Source organism: Leclercia sp. G3L (genome assembly GCF_021117075.1).
GTDB classification, from domain to species: domain Bacteria; phylum Pseudomonadota; class Gammaproteobacteria; order Enterobacterales; family Enterobacteriaceae; genus Enterobacter; species Enterobacter adecarboxylatus_C.
In genome coordinates this window covers 467,069-485,284 of record NZ_CP088265.1, presented here as the reverse complement: position 1 = coordinate 485,284, position 18,216 = coordinate 467,069, and the positions used below count along the sequence as shown (strand labels likewise).

Genomic DNA, 18,216 nt, shown 5'->3' with positions numbered 1-18,216 from the left:
TAAAACGTGGCGAAAGCTCCAAAACGCGCATTTGTCTGTAATGAATGTGGTGCGGATTATCCGCGCTGGCAGGGGCAGTGCAGCGCCTGTCATGCCTGGAACACCATCACCGAAGTGCGCGGAGTTGCCGCTTCACCCACCGTTGCCCGTAACGAGCGTCTAAGCGGTTATGCGGGCAACGCGGGCGTATCGAAAGTGCAGAAGCTCTCCGATATCAGCCTTGAAGCCCTGCCGCGCTTCTCCACCGGGTTTAAGGAGTTCGACCGGGTGCTGGGGGGCGGCGTGGTACCGGGGAGCGCCATTCTGATTGGCGGCAACCCGGGGGCCGGGAAATCCACCCTGCTGCTGCAAACCCTGTGCAAGCTCGCGTCGCAGATGAAGACCCTGTACGTTACCGGGGAAGAGTCGCTGCAGCAGGTGGCGATGCGCGCGCACCGCCTGGCGCTGCCGACCCAGGACCTGAATATGCTCTCCGAAACCAGCATCGAGCAGATCTGCATGATTGCCGAAGAAGAGCAGCCGAAGCTAATGGTGATCGACTCCATCCAGGTGATGCACATGGCCGACGTGCAGTCCTCGCCGGGCAGCGTCGCCCAGGTGCGTGAGACCGCGGCCTACCTGACGCGCTTCGCCAAAACCCGCGGGGTGGCGATCATCATGGTCGGTCACGTCACCAAAGATGGCGCCCTGGCCGGTCCAAAAGTGCTCGAGCACTGTATCGACTGCTCCGTGATGCTGGACGGCGACGCCGACACCCGTTTCCGTACCCTGCGCAGCCATAAAAACCGCTTCGGCGCGGTGAATGAGCTGGGCGTGTTTGCCATGACCGAGCAGGGGCTGCGTGAAGTCAGCAACCCGTCGGCCATCTTCCTGAGCCGCGGCGATGAAGTCACCTCCGGCAGCTCGGTGATGGTGGTCTGGGAAGGGACGCGCCCGCTGCTGGTGGAGATCCAGGCGCTGGTCGATCATTCGATGATGGGTAACCCGCGTCGCGTTGCGGTGGGCCTGGAACAAAACCGTCTGGCGATTTTGCTGGCGGTGCTGCACCGTCACGGCGGCCTGCAGATGGCGGATCAGGACGTGTTTGTGAACGTGGTCGGTGGGGTTAAAGTCACCGAAACCAGTGCCGACCTGGCGCTGCTGCTGGCGATGGTCTCCAGCCTGCGCGACCGTCCGCTACCGCAGGATCTGGTAGTCTTTGGCGAAGTCGGGCTGGCCGGGGAGATCCGTCCGGTGCCGAGCGGCCAGGAGCGTATCTCCGAGGCGGCAAAACACGGCTTCCGTCGGGCGATTGTGCCCGCCGCTAACGTGCCGAAAAAGCTGCCGGAAGGGATGACGGTTTTCCCCGTTAAAAAACTCTCTGATGCGCTAAGTGTCTTTGACGACTTATAATTACGTATTCGTTGTTGCAGGAGGCACCGTAATTTATGTCGTCATTTGACTATATCAAGACCGCGATCCGCCAGAAGGGCTGTACCTTGCAGCAGGTGGCGGAAGCCAGCGGTATGACCAAGGGCTATTTAAGCCAGCTGCTGAATGCCAAAATCAAAAGCCCCAGCGCGCAGAAGCTGGAAGCGCTGCATCGCTTTCTGGGGCTCGAATTCCCGCGGATGCAGAAGAACATCGGCGTGGTGTTCGGCAAGTTTTATCCGCTGCATACCGGCCATGTCTATCTGATCCAGCGCGCCTGTAGCCAGGTGGACGAACTGCATATCATCATGGGCTACGATGACAAGCGCGACCGCGAGCTGTTCGAAGCCAGCGCCATGTCCCAGCAGCCTACCGTTTCTGACCGCCTGCGCTGGCTGCTACAGACCTTTAAGTACCAGAAAAACATCCGCATTCATGCCTTTAACGAAGAGGGGATGGAACCCTATCCCCACGGCTGGGACGTGTGGAGCAACGGCATAAAAGCGTTCATGGAAGAGAAAGGGATCCAGCCTAACTGGATCTACACTTCTGAAGAGTCTGATGCCTCGCAGTATCCCCAGCACCTGGGTACAGAAACGGTGCTGATCGATCCTAAACGCACCTTTATGAACATCAGCGGGGCACAGATCCGAGAGAACCCGTTCCGCTACTGGGAGTATATCCCGACAGAGGTGAAGCCGTTCTTCGTGCGTACCGTGGCGATCCTCGGCGGGGAGTCCAGCGGCAAATCGACGCTGGTCAACAAGCTGGCGAACATCTTCAACACCACCAGCGCCTGGGAGTATGGCCGGGACTATGTCTTCTCGCACCTCGGCGGCGATGAGATGGCGTTGCAGTATTCCGACTACGACAAAATTGCGCTCGGACACGCCCAGTACATTGATTTTGCGGTGAAATACGCTAATAAAGTGGCGTTTGTCGATACCGACTTCGTCACCACCCAGGCGTTCTGTAAAAAATACGAGGGGCGCGAGCACCCCTTTGTGCAGGCGCTGATCGACGAGTACCGCTTTGATCTGGTGATCCTGCTGGAGAACAACACGCCGTGGGTGGCAGATGGGATGCGCAGCCTGGGCAGCTCGGTGGACAGGAAAGAGTTCCAGACCATGCTGGTGGAGATGCTGGAAGCGAACAATATCGACTTTGTGCATGTGGAAGAGGCAGATTATGACGCCCGCTTCCTGCGCTGCGTGGAGCTGGTGAAAGAGATGATGGGGGAGAAGGGGTAACGCTTCTGCCGCTAATTGCCCGGCGGCGCTATGCTTGCCGGGCCTACGGTTTCCCAGGCCGGGTAAGGCGAAGCTGCCACCCGGCAATCAGTGCTTTTATTTCGAGATACGCTTGTACTTGATACGCTTCGGCTCCAGCGCGTCGGTGCCCAGCGTGCGTTTCTTGTACTCTTCGTATTCGGTGAAGTTACCTTCGAAGAACTCCACTTTACCTTCATCCTGATAATCCAGAATGTGGGTCGCAATACGGTCGAGGAACCAACGGTCGTGCGAGATAACCATCGCGCAGCCCGGGAACTCCAGCATGGCGTTTTCCAGCGCGCGCAGGGTTTCGATGTCCAGGTCGTTGGTCGGTTCATCGAGCAGCAGGACGTTACCGCCAACCTGCAGCAGCTTAGCCAGGTGCAGACGACCACGCTCACCGCCGGACAGCTCGCCCACGCGTTTACCCTGATCGACACCTTTGAAGTTGAAGCGGCCCACGTAGGCACGGCTTGGCATCTCGGTGTTGCCGATACGCATGATATCCTGCCCGCCGGAGACTTCTTCCCATACGGTTTTGCTGTTGTCCATTGCGTCACGGAACTGGTCAACGGAGGCCAGCTTCACGGTTTCACCCAGAGTGATGGTGCCGCTGTCAGGCGCTTCCTGACCGGACATCATGCGGAACAGCGTGGATTTACCCGCGCCGTTCGGGCCAATGATGCCCACGATTGCGCCTTTCGGTACCGAGAAGCTCAGGTCGTCGATCAGCACGCGATCGCCGTAGGATTTACGCAGGTTGCTGACTTCAACCACTTTGTCACCCAGACGGGCTCCAGGTGGAATGAACAGTTCGTTGGTTTCGTTACGTTTCTGGTATTCGGCGTTGTTCAGCTCTTCAAAGCGTGCCAGACGGGCCTTGCCCTTAGACTGACGGCCTTTCGCGCCCTGACGAACCCACTCCAGCTCTTTCTCAATCGACTTGCGACGAGCGGCTTCCTGAGAAGCTTCTTGCGCCAGACGCTGATCTTTCTGCTCCAGCCAGGAGGAGTAGTTACCTTCCCACGGAATACCTTCTCCGCGGTCCAGCTCCAGGATCCAGCCCGCGACGTTATCGAGGAAGTAACGGTCGTGGGTGATCGCCACAACGGTCCCTTCGAAGTCGTGCAGGAAGCGCTCCAGCCAGGCGACGGATTCCGCATCCAGGTGGTTCGTCGGTTCGTCGAGCAGCAGCATGTCTGGCTTTTCCAGCAGCAGACGGCACAGCGCGACGCGGCGGCGTTCACCACCGGACAGTTTTTCAATTTTGGCATCCCAGTCTGGCAGACGCAGGGCATCGGCCGCGCGCTCCAGCTGCACGTTCAGGTTGTGACCGTCATGTGCCTGGATGATCTCTTCAAATTTACCCTGCTGGGCCGCGAGCTTATCGAAGTCGGCATCCGGCTCGGCGTACTTCGCGTACACTTCATCCAGTCCTTTCAGCGCGTTAACCACTTCGGCAACGGCTTCTTCAACGGACTCGCGAACGGTGTGCTCAGGATTCAGCTTCGGTTCCTGCGGCAGGTAACCGATTTTGAGGCCTGGCTGTGGACGGGCTTCACCTTCGATGTCTGTATCGATGCCCGCCATGATGCGCAGCAAGGTGGACTTACCGGCACCGTTGAGACCCAGAACACCGATTTTTGCGCCCGGGAAGAAGCTCAGCGAGATATTTTTGAGAATATGACGTTTCGGCGGTACCACTTTGCCGACACGATGCATGGTATAAACGAATTGAGCCACGTTGGACTTCGCCTCTTTTATCGTGATGAGAATAGTGGCGAAGTGTAGCCTTTTTCCCTGCCTAATCCCAGCCATCGACGCCGGGAGTGTTAAAGCGCGCAAGAAAGGTAAAAATGTGTCCATGACGTGGCGCATTAGAGGATGCCTGGTTAGCATAAGTTAATTACGCTTTTGCGCGGCACGATGCTGCATTTAATGACGATTAACAGAGGACGAGCGTGTGGTAAAAGCCAAACAGGTGGCCTGGCGAGTGCTTGCTGCCAGCGTCTGCGTGCTGACCATCAGCAGCGCGGCGCGAGCCGATTCACTGGATGAACAACGTAACCGCTATGCACAGATCAAACAGGCGTGGGATCAGCGACAGATGGAGACGGTGCAGGCCCTGATGCCGACGTTGAAAGACTATCCGCTGTATCCGTATCTGGAATACCGTCAGCTGACCGACGATCTGATGAACCAGCCGACGATCACCGTCAAAAACTTTATTCAGGCCAACCCGACGTTGCCGCCCGCCCGCACCTTACAGTCGCGATTTGTGAACGAGCTGGCGCGTCGTGAAGACTGGCGTGGCCTGCTGGCCTTTAGCCCGGAGAAGCCGGGCACCACCGAAGCGCAGTGTAACTACTACTATGCGAAGTGGGCGACGGGTCAGCAGGAAGAGGCCTGGAACGGCGCCAAAGAGCTGTGGCTGACCGGGAAAAGCCAGCCCAACGCCTGTGACTCGCTGTTCGGCGCCTGGCGCGCGTCCGGCAAACAGGATCCGCTGGCGTATCTCGAGCGGATCCGCCTGGCGATGAAAGCGGGCAACACCCGCCTGGTGACCACCCTCGCCGGGCAGATGCCGCCGGAGTATCAGACCATTTCCAGCGCCTTAATCCAGCTGGCAAACGATCCGAAGACGGTGATGGATTTTGCCCGCAACACCGGGGCTACCGATTTTACCCGTCAGATGGCGGCGGTGGCCTTTACCAGCGTGGCGCGGGACGACGTGGAAAATGCCCGGCTGATGATCCCGACCCTGGCCCAGGCCCAGCAGCTGAATGAAGATCAGACCCAGGAGCTGCGCGATATCGTGGCGTGGCGACTGATGGGCAGCGATGTCACTGATGAACAGGCCCGCTGGCGCGACGATGCGATTATGCGGTCGCAGTCCACCTCGCTGGTGGAGCGACGGGTGCGTATGGCGCTGGGCAACGGCGATCGCCGCGGCCTGAACACCTGGCTGGCGCGTCTGCCAATGGAAGCTAAAGAGAAAGATGAATGGCGCTACTGGCAGGCCGATCTCCTGCTGGAGCGGGGGCGCGACGACGAGGCGAAATCGATTCTGCATGCCCTGATGCAGCAGCGTGGTTTCTATCCGATGGCGGCGGCTCAGCGCCTTGGCGAAGAGTACAGCCTCAGGATTGATAAAGCGCCGGCCGGCGTCAACGCGGCGCTGGTAAACGGGCCGGAAATGGCGCGGGTGCGCGAGCTGATGTACTGGAATCTGGATAACACCGCCCGCAGTGAATGGGCCAATCTGGTTACCAGCCGCACCGTACAGGAGAAAGCCCAGCTGGCGCGCTATGCCTTCGATAACCGCTGGTGGGATCTGAGCGTGCAGGCGACGATCGCCGGCAAGCTGTGGGATCATCTCGAAGAGCGTTTCCCTCTGGCCTATAAAGATCTCTTCGATCGTTACACCAGCGGGAAAGACATTCCGCAGAGCTATGCGATGGCGATCGCCCGCCAGGAGAGCGCCTGGAACCCGAAAGTGCGCTCGCCGGTGGGGGCCAGCGGTCTGATGCAGGTGATGCCTGCCACCGCCGCCCATACGGTGAAGAAGTTTAATCTGCCGGGCTACAGCAGTCCGTCGCAGCTGCTGGATCCCGAAACCAACATCAACATTGGCACTACCTATCTGCAGAGCGTCTACAACCAGTTCGGTGATAACCGCATCTTCGCGTCAGCAGCTTATAACGCTGGCCCGGGACGGGTGCGCACCTGGCTTGGCAACAGCGCCGGACGCATCGACGCGGTGGCCTTTGTCGAGAGCATTCCGTTCTCGGAAACCCGCGGCTATGTGAAGAACGTGCTGGCGTATGATGCTTACTATCGCTACTTCATGGGACAGAAAGATGCCCTGATGAGCGACAGTGAGTGGCAGCGACGTTACTGATCGGTGTGGGTTATGTTATGCTTGTACTCGTTTAAGAGTACAACAGGCGGCATAACATGACCCAGCATTCCCCTTATTCATCGGCTATGGCCGAGCAACGTCATCAGGAGTGGCTTCGTTTTGTGGAGCTACTTCGCCAGTCTTATGAACAGGACCTGCATCTGCCGCTGTTGCAGCTGATGCTCACCCCCGACGAGCGCGAGGCGCTGGGCACGCGGGTGCGGATCATCGAGGAGTTGCTGCGCGGCGAGATGAGCCAGCGTGAGCTGAAAAGCGAGCTGGGAGCGGGGATCGCAACCATCACCCGCGGATCGAACAGCCTGAAATCGGCGCCGGTTGAGCTGCGCCACTGGCTCGAACAGGTATTGCTTGAGGGCAAACCGTAGGCCGGATAAGGCGAAGCCGCCATCCGGCAATGCTGCGGCAATTAACGGTAAATCGCATTATGAAACGGGCTCAACGCCAGAATCACCGCCTGGTGGTAAACGCTTGAGCGCGTCAGCACCCCGGCGGTAAAGACCCCAATCGCCCCCTCTTTACGGCCAATCTCATCGATGCCCGTGTACTGCGACATCACCGGGCCGAGCGCTTCACCTTCGCGCACTTTATCCAGAATGAACTCCGGTAGCGGCAGAGTGGCCGAGCGCGCTTCACCGCGCCAATCCCGGCTCTCGATCACCACCCAGCTAAAGGTTGCGCCTTCGTCAATGCCCGCTTCAATCGCCACCCAAAAGTCCGCTTCGGGACAGGCGGCTCTGGCATTCGCCACGCGGTTTCGTGCGCCAGCGCGTGTTTCTTCGCTGCCGAATGGCTGTTCCGGGACGCCGCTCTCGACGCTGACGGACGCAATATGGCAGGATCCTTCGCCGAAGATCTCGTCAAATGCCCTTAGAATTGCCTGAATTTTGGCAGGATTAGTGGTAGCAGAGACAACCTGGTGCATAATTAAGCCTAACTCTAAAAATATCATCGCAGTATAACGGAAAAAAAGCATGTTACAGGTATACCTTGTTCGCCACGGTGAAACGCAGTGGAACGCCGAGCGACGTATTCAAGGCCAGTCAGACAGTCCACTTACTGCCAAGGGCGAGGAACAGGCCCGTCAGGTTGGCGAACGCGCCAGAACACTGGGCATCACCCATATCATCGCCAGCGATTTAGGTCGCACGCGACGCACAGCAGAGATTATCGCGCAGGCCTGCGGCTGCGATGTCACTGTGGATGCTCGCCTGCGCGAGCTGGATATGGGGGTGCTGGAACAGCGCCTTATTGATACCCTGACCGAAGAGGAAGAGGCATGGCGTCGCACGCTGGTTAACGGCACTGAAGAGGGTCGCATACCGGAAGGTGAATCGATGCTGGAGCTGAGCGAGCGTATGCACGCGGCGCTGGCGGCCTGTCTGGAGCTGCCCGAGGGCAGTCGACCGCTGCTGGTCAGTCACGGTATGGCGTTAGGTTGCCTGGTCAGTACGATCCTCGGGCTGCCGGCATGGGCTGAGCGCCGCCTGCGTCTGCGTAACTGCTCGCTTTCCCGCATCGACTATCAGCAGAGTCCGTGGCTGGCGTCAGGCTGGATTGTGGAGATGGCAGGGGATATCTCGCATCTCGATGCCCCTGCGTTAGATGAGCTGCAGCGTTAACGGCGAACGGGGATCAGATATTCGCAGCGCAAATCGATTGGGCGTTCATCCGGCTTAACATCCGTTGACGGATAGTAACGCTCAATATCCTGACCTTTTCTGCGATTCAGGTTCAGCATCGGCATGCAGGTACCGTAGACCGTCATGATAAAGTCCTGCACGCCGGTTCCCAGCCCTTCATAGGTGAACATCACGTATTCACCCCCTTCCAGTACCACCGGTTTCGAGCCCTGAATATAGCCGTTGGCCATCTCAGGCGTTAACGCTGTGGTGTAGAAGACCTCCTGCTCGTCATCTTTTTCAAGGCTTGGACGCGTCTCGTTCAGGCCATAGAGCAATGGCGGAATGGCCGGGGCGTGGCTGAGGAAATCACGCCAGAACTGGACACGCATCTGATGACGAAATTCGGAGATCTGCTCCAGCGAGCAGGAGTAACTTTGGGTCGTGCCGACCAGGTGAGTTTCCGGCAGGGTGACCATCTCGTGCTTCGGCATTTCGAACTCGCCCAGACGCAGCGGCGGACGCATACCGAACGAGCTCCAGTCCGGCGAGCGGCGATAGAGCGCAGGGGTCAACGAGAACTGTTTTTTGAACGCGCGGGTAAAGGTCTGCTGCGAATCAAAGCGATACTGTAAGGCGATGTCCAGAATAGGACGCGCAGTCAGGCGAAGCGCCACGGCGGATTTGGAAAGACGACGCGCGCGGATATAGGCGCCGATAGCGTGACCGGTGACATCCTTGAACATCCGTTGTAAATGCCACTTAGAATATCCCGCTTTTGCCGCCACATTATCGAGTGACAAAGGCTGGTCCAGATGGCCTTCCAGCCAGGTAAGAAGATCGCGAATAATTCCAGCCTGATCCATATACTATCCTCATCCTTAATACAGCAGATACCCTGCTAACAGGTTAGCGGATAATAGCATTTTTTGATGTTTTAGCATTCAGTGTTTTTTTTGCGCTTAAATGCGTTTCGCCCTCAATTCCGGAAGGATATATTCTAATCCTGTGATCTTGCTGCTTTTTTTCATATGATTGTTGAATAATGACTCAATGCAATTTTTAAATATGGTAACAATATGAAATACAAGACATTGATCCTCACCACGCTGCTGTTATTAACCGGTCATGCCGCGCAGGCAGAAGAAATTGGTTCCGTTGATACCGTATTTAAGGTTTTCGGGCCCGACCATAAAATTGTCGTTGAAGCCTTTGACGATCCCGATGTGAAAAACGTCACCTGCTATATCAGCCGGGCGAAAACCGGCGGTATCAAAGGCGGACTGGGGCTGGCGGAAGACACTTCCGATGCGGCGATCTCCTGTCAGCAGGTGGGGCCGGTTGAGCTGAGCGATAAGATCAAAAACGGCAAGTCGCGGGGCGAAGTCGTATTCCAGAAACGCACCTCACTGGTGTTCAAAAAACTGCAGGTCGTACGTTTCTATGATGCGAAGCGTAACGCGCTGGCCTATCTCGCCTACTCGGATAAGGTCGTGGAGGGATCGCCAAAAAATGCGCTGAGCGCGGTGCCGATTATGCCGTGGCATTAAGTCAGGAATACCCCATGCAGCAACCCGTGGTCTGGCTGGTTGAAGACGAAATCAGTATCGCTGAAACGCTGATCTACATGCTTCAACAGGAGGGCTTTGCAGTGAAGGCCTTCGAACGCGGCCTGCCTGTGCTGGAGGAGGCGCGCCGGCAGATCCCGGCGCTGGCCATTCTTGATGTCGGCCTGCCGGACATCAGCGGCTTTGAGTTGTGCCGCCAGCTGCTGGCGCAGCATCCCGCGCTGCCGGTGCTGTTCCTGACGGCCCGCAGCGATGAGGTGGACAAGCTGCTCGGGCTGGAGATCGGGGCTGATGATTATGTTGCCAAGCCCTTCTCGCCCCGGGAAGTGTGCGCCCGGGTGTGAACGATTTTACGGCGGATGCAAAAATCCGCTGCGCTGTCTGAAATCGTCCGTATCGGCCAGTTTAAGCTGAACGAGCCCGCCGCCCGCATCAGCTGGTGCGGAGAGCCGTTGCCGCTGACGCGCTACGAATTCCTGCTGCTCAAAACGCTGCTGCATGCACCAGGCCGCGTCTATTCCCGGCAGCAGCTGATGGATAAAGTCTGGGGGGAGGAGGGCGACAGCTTCGATCGCACCGTCGACACCCATATTAAAACCCTGCGGGCCAAGCTGCGGGCGGTGAACGATCGGCTTTCTCCCATCAGCACCCACCGCGGCATGGGCTACAGCCTGGGATTGTATTAATGCGCATCGGCATGCGGCTGTTGCTGGGGTACTTCCTGATTGTGGCCATCGCCGCGTGGTTTGTGCTGTCGATCTTTGTCCAGGAGGTGAAGCCCGGCGTGCGCAGGGCAACGGAAGGGACGCTGATCGACACCGCCACGCTGCTGGCCGAAGTCGGACGGGAGGATCTGCTTTCGGGTGATGCGCAGCAGGGCAGGCTGGCGCAGGCCTTTTCGCAGCTCCATCAGCGACCCTTTCGCGCCAACATCGGCGGCATTCACAAAGTGCGCAACGAGTATCATGTCTACATGACCGATGCCCAGGGCCGGGTGGTGTTTGATTCCGCTGGCCTTGCGGTGGGAAAGGATTACTCGCGCTGGAACGACGTCTGGCTGACCCTGCGTGGTGAATATGGCGCCCGCAGCACCCCGGGCAACCCGGACGATCCCGAGAGTACGGTGATGTACGTTGCCGCGCCGGTGGTCGATCGGGGCAGGATCATCGGCGTGTTGTCGGTCGGAAAGCCCAATAGCGCAATGGCGCCGGTCATCAAGCGCAGCGAGCGGCGGATCCTCTGGGCCGGCGGGGCGCTGCTGGGCATTGCGTTGCTGATTGGCCTGGCCGTGGCCTGGTGGATCAACCGCTCGATTCACACCCTGTCGCGCTATGCCGACTCGGTCACCAGCGATACCCCGCTGCCGTTGCCCGATCCGGGCAGCAGCGAACTCCGCAAGCTGGCACAGGCGCTGGAGAATATGCGTATTCGCCTCGAGGGGAAGAATTACATTGAACACTATGTTCATGCGCTTACCCACGAGCTGAAAAGTCCGCTGGCCGCAATTCGCGGCGCGGCGGAAATTCTGGCCGAACAGCCGCCGTCTCAGGTGGCCGCGCGGTTTATCGACAATATCCTGGTGCAAAATGCGCGCATGCAGTCGCTGGTGGAAAAGCTCCTCGCCCAGGCTCGTCTTGAGAATCGGATAGAGATTGTCCCGGTGAGCGTCAGCGTTGATGTACTCTTTACGCGGCTTGCCGATGCGCGCGCGGCAACGCTGGCAGCGAAAAACATCACCCTGACATTTCAGGGCACTTCGTGCCGCGTGGCGGGCGATCCCGAGCTGCTTGAGCAGGCGCTGGGCAATTTGCTGGACAATGCTATCGACTTCACCCCGCCGGGTGGAGCAATCCAGCTTGCGGCCACGGAAGCCCACAGGCAGGTGAACATCACCGTAACCGACAGCGGCGGTGGGATCCCGGATTACGCCCTGGCGCGGATTTTTGAACGCTTCTACTCGCTCCCGCGCTCGAACGGGCTGAAAAGCAGCGGGCTCGGGCTGGCCTTTGTGCAGGAGGTAGCGCGTCTGCATCAGGGCAGCATCGATTTGCAAAACCGGCCCGAAGTCGGCGTGACGGCCACGCTGACACTTCACCGTCCCTTCACATAACTTCAAACTGGCCCCACATAGCGCAGTTAGGCTCTCTTCATCACAAAGGAGAGCCACTATGAAATCCCCCCTGTTATGGAAAGTCAGCACCCTGTTGGGGTGCATTCTGCTGTTACTCGTCCCGCTGTTTATGGTGGGTAATCTGATTTCGGAGCGCGAGAGCTACCGCAACGCGGTCGAAAACACGCTGCGTCAAAGCACCAGTGGCCCACAGCAGCTGGTTGGCCCGCTGATCGCCATTCCGGTGACGGAGATTTACTACAAGCTGGAGGACGAGAAAAAAGTTGAGTATAAGAAAAGCTATATGCACTTCATACTGCCGGAGTCGCTGTTAGTCGAAGGTAATCAGCACGTTGAGACGCGCAATATCGGCATCTATGACGGGCAAATCTGGAACACCGATCTCAGGATCAAAGCCCAGTTTAATACCGATAAACTGGCGCAGCTGAAGGGTGAAACCATGACCCTGGGGCAGCCTTTTATCGTGGTTGGCGTCGGTGATGCGCGCGGAATTGGCGCGGTGAGCGCGTCAAAAATCAACGGTGAGACCTTAAGCATTGAGCCCGGCTCAGGTGTGCACGGGGCGTTATCCGGCATCCATATGCCCCTGACCGACAACGCGCTGGCGCTTAAAACCTTCACCCTGGAGATGTCGTTGAATCTGGCGGGCACCGGCAGTTTCGCAGTGGTTCCGGTGGGGCGCAACAGCGAACTGACCCTGACCAGCAACTGGCCGCATCCGGGTTTTATGGGTGACTACCTGCCGGTTAAGCACCAGATTAGCGACTCGGGCTTCCAGGCGAACTGGAAAAGCAGCTGGTTTGCCAACAACCTGGCGGGCTGGTTCAACGACAGGGAGACGCCCGAATGGCAGACTATCCCGGCCTTTAGCGTGACGGTCGCCACCCCCGCGGATCAGTATCAGCTCACGGACCGCGCGATTAAGTACGCCATTCTGCTGATTGCCCTGACCTTTATGGCTTTCTTTGTCTTTGAAACCTTAACCGGGCTGCGCCTGCATCCGATGCAGTATCTGCTGGTCGGTCTGTCGCTGGTGCTGTTCTATCTGGTGCTGCTGGCGCTGTCAGAGCATGTTGGTTTTACACCCGCCTGGATTATTGCCAGCCTGGTGGGAGCGGTGATGAACGGCGTTTATCTGCAGGCGGTGCTGAAAAGCTGGAGACGCAGCGGCATGTTTGTGGTGGCGCTGCTGGGGCTGGACGTGGTGATGTGGTTCCTGCTGCGTTCGGAAGACAGCGCACTGCTGCTGGGTTCGGCCGTTCTGGCACTGGCGTTGTTCGCAGTGATGTATCTCACCCGTCACTTTGACTGGTACTCGCTTTCCCAGCCGAAGCGCCCGGAGCCACCAGCCGAACCGGATAAGGATGCGATGCGGTTATGGAAATAAAAAAACGGCGCGAAAGCGCCGTTTTTTTATGGCCGATCTGCGGGATTACTCCTGCAGGTCGCCGCAGAAACGATAGCCTTCACCGTGGATGGTGGCGATGATTTCTGGGGTATCCGGCGTGGATTCGAAGTGTTTACGAATACGGCGGATGGTAACGTCAACGGTGCGGTCGTGCGGCTTCAGCTCACGGCCGGTCATTTTTTTCAGCAGTTCTGCACGGGACTGGATCTTGCCCGGATTTTCGCAGAAGTGCAGCATGGCGCGGAATTCGCTGCGCGGCAGTTTGTACTGGTCGCCCTGAGGGCTCACCAGCGAACGGCTATTAATATCAAGTTCCCAGCCGTTGAATTTGTAGCTGTCTACGCTACGACGCTCTTCGCGGACCGTGCCCAGGTTCATGGTGCGGGACAGCAGATTGCGTGCACGAATGGTTAACTCGCGAGGGTTAAAAGGTTTGGTGATATAGTCATCCGCACCGATTTCCAGGCCAAGAATTTTATCAACTTCATTGTCGCGGCCGGTCAGGAACATTAACGCAACGTTCGCCTGCTCGCGCAGCTCGCGCGCCAGCAGAAGGCCGTTTTTACCCGGCAGGTTAATGTCCATGATGACCAGGTTGATATCATTTTCAGAAAGGATCTGATGCATCTCTGCGCCATCGGTCGCTTCAAAGACATCGTAGCCTTCTGCTTCGAAAATGCTCTTTAACGTGTTGCGTGTTACCAACTCGTCTTCAACGATAAGAATGTGCGGGGTCTGCATGTTTGCTACCTAAATTGCCAACTAAATCGAAACAGGAAGTACAAAAGTCCCTGACCTGCCTGATACATGCCACAAATTAACATGACCGGCGTAACGTGACTAAAGTACGTAATTGCGTTCTTGATGCACTTTCCATCAACGTCAACAACATCATTAGCTTGGTCGTGGGTACTTTCCCTCTGGACCCGACAGTGTCAAAAACGGCTGTCATCCTAACCATTTTAACAGCAACATAACAGGTTAAGAGGCACCGGACACCAATAAAACTACGCTTCGTTGACATATATCAAATTCAATTGTAGCACGTTAACAGTTTGATGAAATCATCGTAGCGGATTGCTAGCCTTTGTCACATTTTTTCAATAAACCAACCAGTTGCGTTCATTAATTAATAAACAAGGCGAATCCAATGTCAACACCCGGTAAAAGAAAGCATTATCATTATTAAACATAAGGATAAGTGCTATTCTGTAACATTATCGCGTAAGGTTCACTGATGAAATAGTTTAGTAATTTTAATTTGTAGTGAAACGCTATTTCGGTGATTTGTGTTGCAATTTTGTAAATTCGTGCCGCGTAATATGATGATGTCCATCACATTTTTGTCGGCTAACTGCTTAAAAAGAGAGCATAAATGCATTTGTCAATCGTACTGGTATCCCCCGCAAGAGCAGAAAACATCGGTGCCGCCGCGCGCGCCATGAAGACCATGGGGTTTACCGATCTACGTATCGTTGCCAGTGACGCCCAGAACGATCCGGCGGCGCGGCGTGTTGCGCACGGCTCGGGAGATATTCTCGATAATTTAACGACTTATGAAACGCTCGCAGACGCGCTGCACGACATTTCTTTTACGGTTGCCACCACTGCCCGCGGCCGTTCGAAGTTTCATTACTATGCCACGCCGGCTGAACTAGTGCCGCTGATGGCAGAGAAAAGCCAGTGGATGCCGAAGATGGCGCTGGTTTTCGGGCGCGAAGATTCCGGCCTGACCAATGACGAGCTCGCCCTGGCAGATGTATTGACCGGCGTGCCGATGGTGGCGGATTACCCGTCGTTGAATTTAGGTCAGGCGGTGATGGTGTATTGCTATCAATTAGCCTCTCTGATGCAAATGCCGGTTGCCCCGGTGGCCGACGTAGATGAAAACCAGCTTGCCGCTTTACGTGCGCGCACCGATCGTCTGCTGACATCGCTGAACGTCGCTGACGATCAAAAAATGGTGGAGTGGCTACAGCAGCGGCTGGGCCTGTTAGCTCAGCGAGACACGGCAATGTTGCACCGATTGCTGCATGATATCGAAAAAAAGCTGGCAGAGTAAAAGTCCGTCATATCTTTTAGTTATGGTTAAATATTCCAGACTATGGGTTGCATACGGCCCGATCCGGGCAGAAATAAAATCTCAGACAGCGCGGCGTGACAGGATCGGGAAAGGCGCTTAAATCAGAAATTCGTTGACTTAGCGGCACGTATGCTTTAACCAATAGAGGTAGACAGCACAGACAGATAATAATACAGAGTACACAACATCCATGAAACGCATCAGCATCACCACCATTACCACAACCATCATCATTACCACAGGTAACGGTGCGGGCTGACGCGTACAGGAAAGAAAGAAAAAAGCCCGCACCTGAACAGTGCGGGCTTTTTTTTCGGCTAAAGATCACGAGGTAACAACCATGCGAGTGTTGAAGTTCGGCGGTACATCAGTGGCAAATGCAGAACGATTTCTGCGTGTTGCCGACATCCTGGAGAGCAATGCCAGGCAGGGGCAGGTGGCGACGGTACTCTCTGCCCCGGCTAAAATTACCAACCACCTGGTGGCGATGATTGAAAAGACCATTGGGGGTCAGGATGCACTGGTGAACATCAGCGACGCAGAGCAGATCTTTGCTAACCTGCTGCAGGGCCTGGCGGATGCCCAACCTGGCTTTCCGCATGCCCAGCTGAAAGCTTTTGTTGAGCAAGAGTTTGCCCAGATTAAACACGTTCTGCATGGTATCAGCCTGTTGGGGCAGTGCCCGGACAGCATTAACGCGGCGCTGATCTGCCGCGGTGAAAAACTCTCTATCGCCATCATGGCGGGTCTGCTGGAAGCACGTGGCCATAACGTCACGGTGATCGATCCGGTTGAAAAACTGCTCGCTGTTGGCCATTACCTCGAATCCGCCGTAGATATTGCCGAATCTACCCGTCGCATTGCGGCAGGCAAAATTCCTGCTGACCATATGATCCTGATGGCGGGCTTCACCGCCGGGAATGAAAAAGGGGAGCTGGTGGTGCTGGGCCGTAACGGCTCCGACTACTCTGCCGCCGTACTGGCCGCCTGTCTGCGTGCCGACTGTTGCGAGATCTGGACCGACGTCGACGGCGTGTATACCTGCGACCCGCGCCAGGTGCCGGATGCCCGTCTGCTGAAGTCGATGTCTTATCAGGAGGCGATGGAGCTCTCCTACTTCGGCGCCAAAGTTCTTCATCCTCGCACCATTGCCCCCATCGCCCAGTTCCAGATCCCATGCCTGATTAAAAACACCGGTAATCCGCAGGCGCCAGGCACGCTGATTGGTGCCAGTAATGACGAGGACGGCCTGCCGGTTAAAGGCATCTCCAACCTCAACAACATGGCGATGTTCAACGTCTCCGGGCCGGGTATGAAAGGCATGGTGGGGATGGCGGCACGCGTCTTTGCCGCTATGTCGCGCAACGGCATCTCGGTAGTGCTGATCACCCAGTCTTCTTCCGAATACAGCATCAGCTTCTGCGTCCCGCAGGTGGACTGCCTGCGGGCCCGTCGGGCGCTGGAGGAGGAGTTCTACCTCGAGCTGAAAGAAGAGTTGCTGGAGCCCATTGCCATCCAGGAGCATCTGGCGATCATCTCTGTGGTGGGTGATGGCATGCGCACTCTGCGCGGCATCTCGGCGAAATTCTTTGCGGCGCTGGCGCGGGCGAACATTAATATTGTCGCCATTGCCCAGGGCTCCTCAGAGCGCTCCATCTCCGTGGTGGTGAATAACGACGATGCTACCACCGGCGTACGCGTCACTCATCAGATGCTGTTCAACACCGATCAGGTCATTGAAGTGTTCCTGATTGGCGTCGGTGGCGTGGGCGGTGCGTTACTGGAGCAGCTCAAGCGTCAGCAAGAGTGGCTCAAGAAAAAGCATATCGATCTGCGCGTCTGCGGCATTGCAAACTCCAAAGCCCTGCTGACCAATGTTCACGGGCTGAACCTCGAGAACTGGCAGGCAGAGCTGGCGGAGGCGAAAGAGCCGTTCAATCTGGGCCGCCTGATCCGTCTGGTGAAAGAGTATCATCTGCTGAACCCGGTGATTGTCGACTGTACCTCGCACCAGGCGGTGGCCGATCAGTACGCCGACTTCCTGCGTGAAGGCTTCCATGTGGTCACGCCGAACAAAAAGGCCAACACCTCGTCGATGGATTACTACCATCAGATGCGCCACGCGGCGGCGAAATCCCGCCGTAAGTTCCTCTATGACACCAACGTCGGCGCGGGGCTGCCGGTTATCGAAAACCTGCAAAACCTGCTCAATGCCGGTGATGAACTGCAGCGTTTTTCCGGCATCCTGTCGGGCTCGCTCTCCTTTATCTTCGGCAAGCTGGACGAAGGGATGAGCCTGTCAGAAGCGACCAAAGTGGCGCGCGAGCTGGGTTACACCGAGCCGGATCCGCGTGACGACCTCTCCGGAACCGACGTGGCGCGTAAGCTGCTGATCCTCGCCCGTGAAACGGGACGTGAGCTGGAGCTGTCGGATATCGTGATCGAGCCGGTTCTGCCAGAAAGCTTTGACGACTCCGGCGATGTGGCGACCTTTATGGCGAATCTGCCGCAGCTGGATGACGCCTTCGCAGCCCGCGTTGCAAAAGCCCGTGATGAAGGGAAGGTATTGCGCTATGTTGGCAACATCGAAGAAGACGGCGTCTGCCGGGTGAAGATGGCGGCGGTAGACGGTAACGATCCGCTGTTCAAAGTGAAAAATGGCGAAAACGCCCTCGCGTTTTACAGCCACTATTATCAGCCACTGCCGTTGGTCCTTCGCGGCTATGGCGCAGGGAACGATGTGACGGCGGCGGGCGTGTTTGCCGATCTGCTGCGTACCCTGTCATGGAAGTTAGGAGTTTAAC

At 57.0% G+C, this 18,216-nt stretch carries 16 protein-coding genes, 1 pseudogene and 1 other annotated feature; of the genes and pseudogenes, 13 read left to right on the top strand and 4 right to left on the bottom strand.

The genetic code is table 11. The features are described 5' to 3' along the window. Positions 1 to 6 precede the first annotated feature (6 nt). A complete protein-coding gene (radA, locus tag LRS40_RS03680) occupies positions 7 to 1,392 on the top strand; it encodes a DNA repair protein RadA (RefSeq protein ID WP_231313108.1) in 1,386 nt (461 codons plus the stop codon). A 35-nt stretch (positions 1,393 to 1,427) separates the two neighbouring features. Continuing rightward, positions 1,428 to 2,660, top strand: a complete 1,233-nt coding sequence (nadR, locus tag LRS40_RS03675; RefSeq protein WP_142488159.1) for a multifunctional transcriptional regulator/nicotinamide-nucleotide adenylyltransferase/ribosylnicotinamide kinase NadR — start codon at positions 1,428 to 1,430, stop codon at positions 2,658 to 2,660. 96 nt (positions 2,661 to 2,756) lie between these two features. Here nadR and ettA read toward each other — a convergent pair whose 3' ends face one another. Then, positions 2,757 to 4,424, bottom strand: a complete 1,668-nt coding sequence (ettA, locus tag LRS40_RS03670; protein WP_231313107.1) for an energy-dependent translational throttle protein EttA — start codon at positions 4,422 to 4,424, stop codon at positions 2,757 to 2,759. Positions 4,425 to 4,644: 220 nt separating this feature from the next. Here ettA and sltY point away from each other — a divergent pair, with 220 nt between their 5' ends. Further along, positions 4,645 to 6,582: a murein transglycosylase gene (sltY, locus tag LRS40_RS03665; RefSeq protein ID WP_231313106.1), complete on the top strand. Its 1,938-nt coding sequence runs from the start codon at positions 4,645 to 4,647 to the stop codon at positions 6,580 to 6,582. A gap of 56 nt (positions 6,583 to 6,638) precedes the next feature. Then, positions 6,639 to 6,968, top strand: coding sequence for a trp operon repressor (gene trpR, locus LRS40_RS03660; RefSeq protein WP_142488161.1), 330 nt, complete (start codon positions 6,639 to 6,641; stop codon positions 6,966 to 6,968). A gap of 41 nt (positions 6,969 to 7,009) precedes the next feature. Here the strand turns inward: trpR and yjjX are convergent, their stop codons facing one another. Continuing rightward, positions 7,010 to 7,525, bottom strand: coding sequence for an inosine/xanthosine triphosphatase (yjjX, locus tag LRS40_RS03655; protein ID WP_231313105.1), 516 nt, complete (start codon positions 7,523 to 7,525; stop codon positions 7,010 to 7,012). Positions 7,526 to 7,574: 49 nt separating this feature from the next. On the opposite strand from yjjX, the gene gpmB reads away from it, so the two are divergent. Continuing rightward, the gene (gene gpmB, locus LRS40_RS03650; RefSeq protein ID WP_142488163.1) at positions 7,575 to 8,222 is read left to right on the top strand and encodes a 2,3-diphosphoglycerate-dependent phosphoglycerate mutase GpmB; all 648 of its coding nucleotides are present in this window, start codon (positions 7,575 to 7,577) and stop codon (positions 8,220 to 8,222) included. On the opposite strand, the gene robA is transcribed toward gpmB, so the two are convergent. Next, positions 8,219 to 9,088, bottom strand: coding sequence for an MDR efflux pump AcrAB transcriptional activator RobA (gene robA / locus LRS40_RS03645; protein ID WP_142488164.1), 870 nt, complete (start codon positions 9,086 to 9,088; stop codon positions 8,219 to 8,221). The genes gpmB and robA overlap by 4 nt on opposite strands. Before the next feature lie 213 nt (positions 9,089 to 9,301). Here robA and creA point away from each other — a divergent pair, with 213 nt between their 5' ends. The 4 genes and pseudogenes from creA to creD all read left to right on the top strand — a co-directional run bounded on the left by creA (position 9,302) and on the right by creD (position 13,308). Continuing rightward, positions 9,302 to 9,772, top strand: a complete 471-nt coding sequence (gene creA, locus LRS40_RS03640) for a protein CreA (RefSeq protein WP_231313104.1) — start codon at positions 9,302 to 9,304, stop codon at positions 9,770 to 9,772. A gap of 14 nt (positions 9,773 to 9,786) precedes the next feature. Beyond that, a pseudogene (creB, locus tag LRS40_RS03635) lies at positions 9,787 to 10,476 on the top strand (two-component system response regulator CreB). Continuing rightward, a complete protein-coding gene (gene creC / locus LRS40_RS03630; protein WP_231313103.1) occupies positions 10,476 to 11,900 on the top strand; it encodes a two-component system sensor histidine kinase CreC in 1,425 nt (474 codons plus the stop codon). Before creB ends, creC begins: the two are co-directional and overlap by 1 nt. Before the next feature lie 58 nt (positions 11,901 to 11,958). Beyond that, positions 11,959 to 13,308 carry a cell envelope integrity protein CreD gene (gene creD / locus LRS40_RS03625; RefSeq protein ID WP_231313102.1) on the top strand — a complete coding sequence of 450 codons (1,350 nt, stop codon included), beginning with the start codon at positions 11,959 to 11,961 and terminating at the stop codon, positions 13,306 to 13,308. Positions 13,309 to 13,353: 45 nt separating this feature from the next. Here creD and arcA read toward each other — a convergent pair whose 3' ends face one another. Further along, complete coding sequence (arcA, locus tag LRS40_RS03620) at positions 13,354 to 14,070, bottom strand: two-component system response regulator ArcA (protein WP_231313101.1); 717 nt, start codon at positions 14,068 to 14,070, stop codon at positions 13,354 to 13,356. A gap of 95 nt (positions 14,071 to 14,165) precedes the next feature. Between arcA and yjjY the strand changes: the two genes are divergently transcribed. From yjjY to thrA, 4 genes are all read left to right on the top strand, one after another. Continuing rightward, positions 14,166 to 14,306 (top strand): protein YjjY, encoded by a 141-nt coding sequence (gene yjjY, locus LRS40_RS03615; RefSeq protein ID WP_001541509.1) that lies wholly within the window; start codon positions 14,166 to 14,168, stop codon positions 14,304 to 14,306. A gap of 398 nt (positions 14,307 to 14,704) precedes the next feature. Next, a complete protein-coding gene (locus LRS40_RS03610) occupies positions 14,705 to 15,391 on the top strand; it encodes a tRNA/rRNA methyltransferase (RefSeq protein ID WP_156262877.1) in 687 nt (228 codons plus the stop codon). A 211-nt stretch (positions 15,392 to 15,602) separates the two neighbouring features. Next, positions 15,603 to 15,671, top strand: coding sequence for a thr operon leader peptide (gene thrL / locus LRS40_RS03605; RefSeq protein ID WP_103181027.1), 69 nt, complete (start codon positions 15,603 to 15,605; stop codon positions 15,669 to 15,671). Continuing rightward, positions 15,610 to 15,727, top strand: a sequence feature (Thr leader region). Its footprint overlaps the gene before it by 62 nt. Positions 15,728 to 15,752: 25 nt before the next feature. Then, positions 15,753 to 18,215 carry a bifunctional aspartate kinase/homoserine dehydrogenase I gene (gene thrA, locus LRS40_RS03600; protein ID WP_142488170.1) on the top strand — a complete coding sequence of 821 codons (2,463 nt, stop codon included), beginning with the start codon at positions 15,753 to 15,755 and terminating at the stop codon, positions 18,213 to 18,215. Position 18,216 lies beyond the last annotated feature (1 nt).

Bases quoted from the DNA above. Each gene is read 5' to 3' on its own strand.
- nadR (WP_142488159.1), top strand. From the start codon at position 1,428: ATGTCGTCATTTGACTATATCAAGACCGCGATCCGCCAGAAGGGCTGT.
- creD (WP_231313102.1), top strand. From the start codon at position 11,959: ATGAAATCCCCCCTGTTATGGAAAGTCAGCACCCTGTTGGGGTGCATT.
- creA (WP_231313104.1), top strand. From the start codon at position 9,302: ATGAAATACAAGACATTGATCCTCACCACGCTGCTGTTATTAACCGGT.
- yjjX (WP_231313105.1), bottom strand. From the start codon at position 7,525: ATGCACCAGGTTGTCTCTGCTACCACTAATCCTGCCAAAATTCAGGCA.
- arcA (WP_231313101.1), bottom strand. From the start codon at position 14,070: ATGCAGACCCCGCACATTCTTATCGTTGAAGACGAGTTGGTAACACGC.
- trpR (WP_142488161.1), top strand. From the start codon at position 6,639: ATGACCCAGCATTCCCCTTATTCATCGGCTATGGCCGAGCAACGTCAT.
- thrA (WP_142488170.1), top strand. From the start codon at position 15,753: ATGCGAGTGTTGAAGTTCGGCGGTACATCAGTGGCAAATGCAGAACGA.
- creC (WP_231313103.1), top strand. From the start codon at position 10,476: ATGCGCATCGGCATGCGGCTGTTGCTGGGGTACTTCCTGATTGTGGCC.
- robA (WP_142488164.1), bottom strand. From the start codon at position 9,088: ATGGATCAGGCTGGAATTATTCGCGATCTTCTTACCTGGCTGGAAGGC.
- LRS40_RS03610 (WP_156262877.1), top strand. From the start codon at position 14,705: ATGCATTTGTCAATCGTACTGGTATCCCCCGCAAGAGCAGAAAACATC.
- gpmB (WP_142488163.1), top strand. From the start codon at position 7,575: ATGTTACAGGTATACCTTGTTCGCCACGGTGAAACGCAGTGGAACGCC.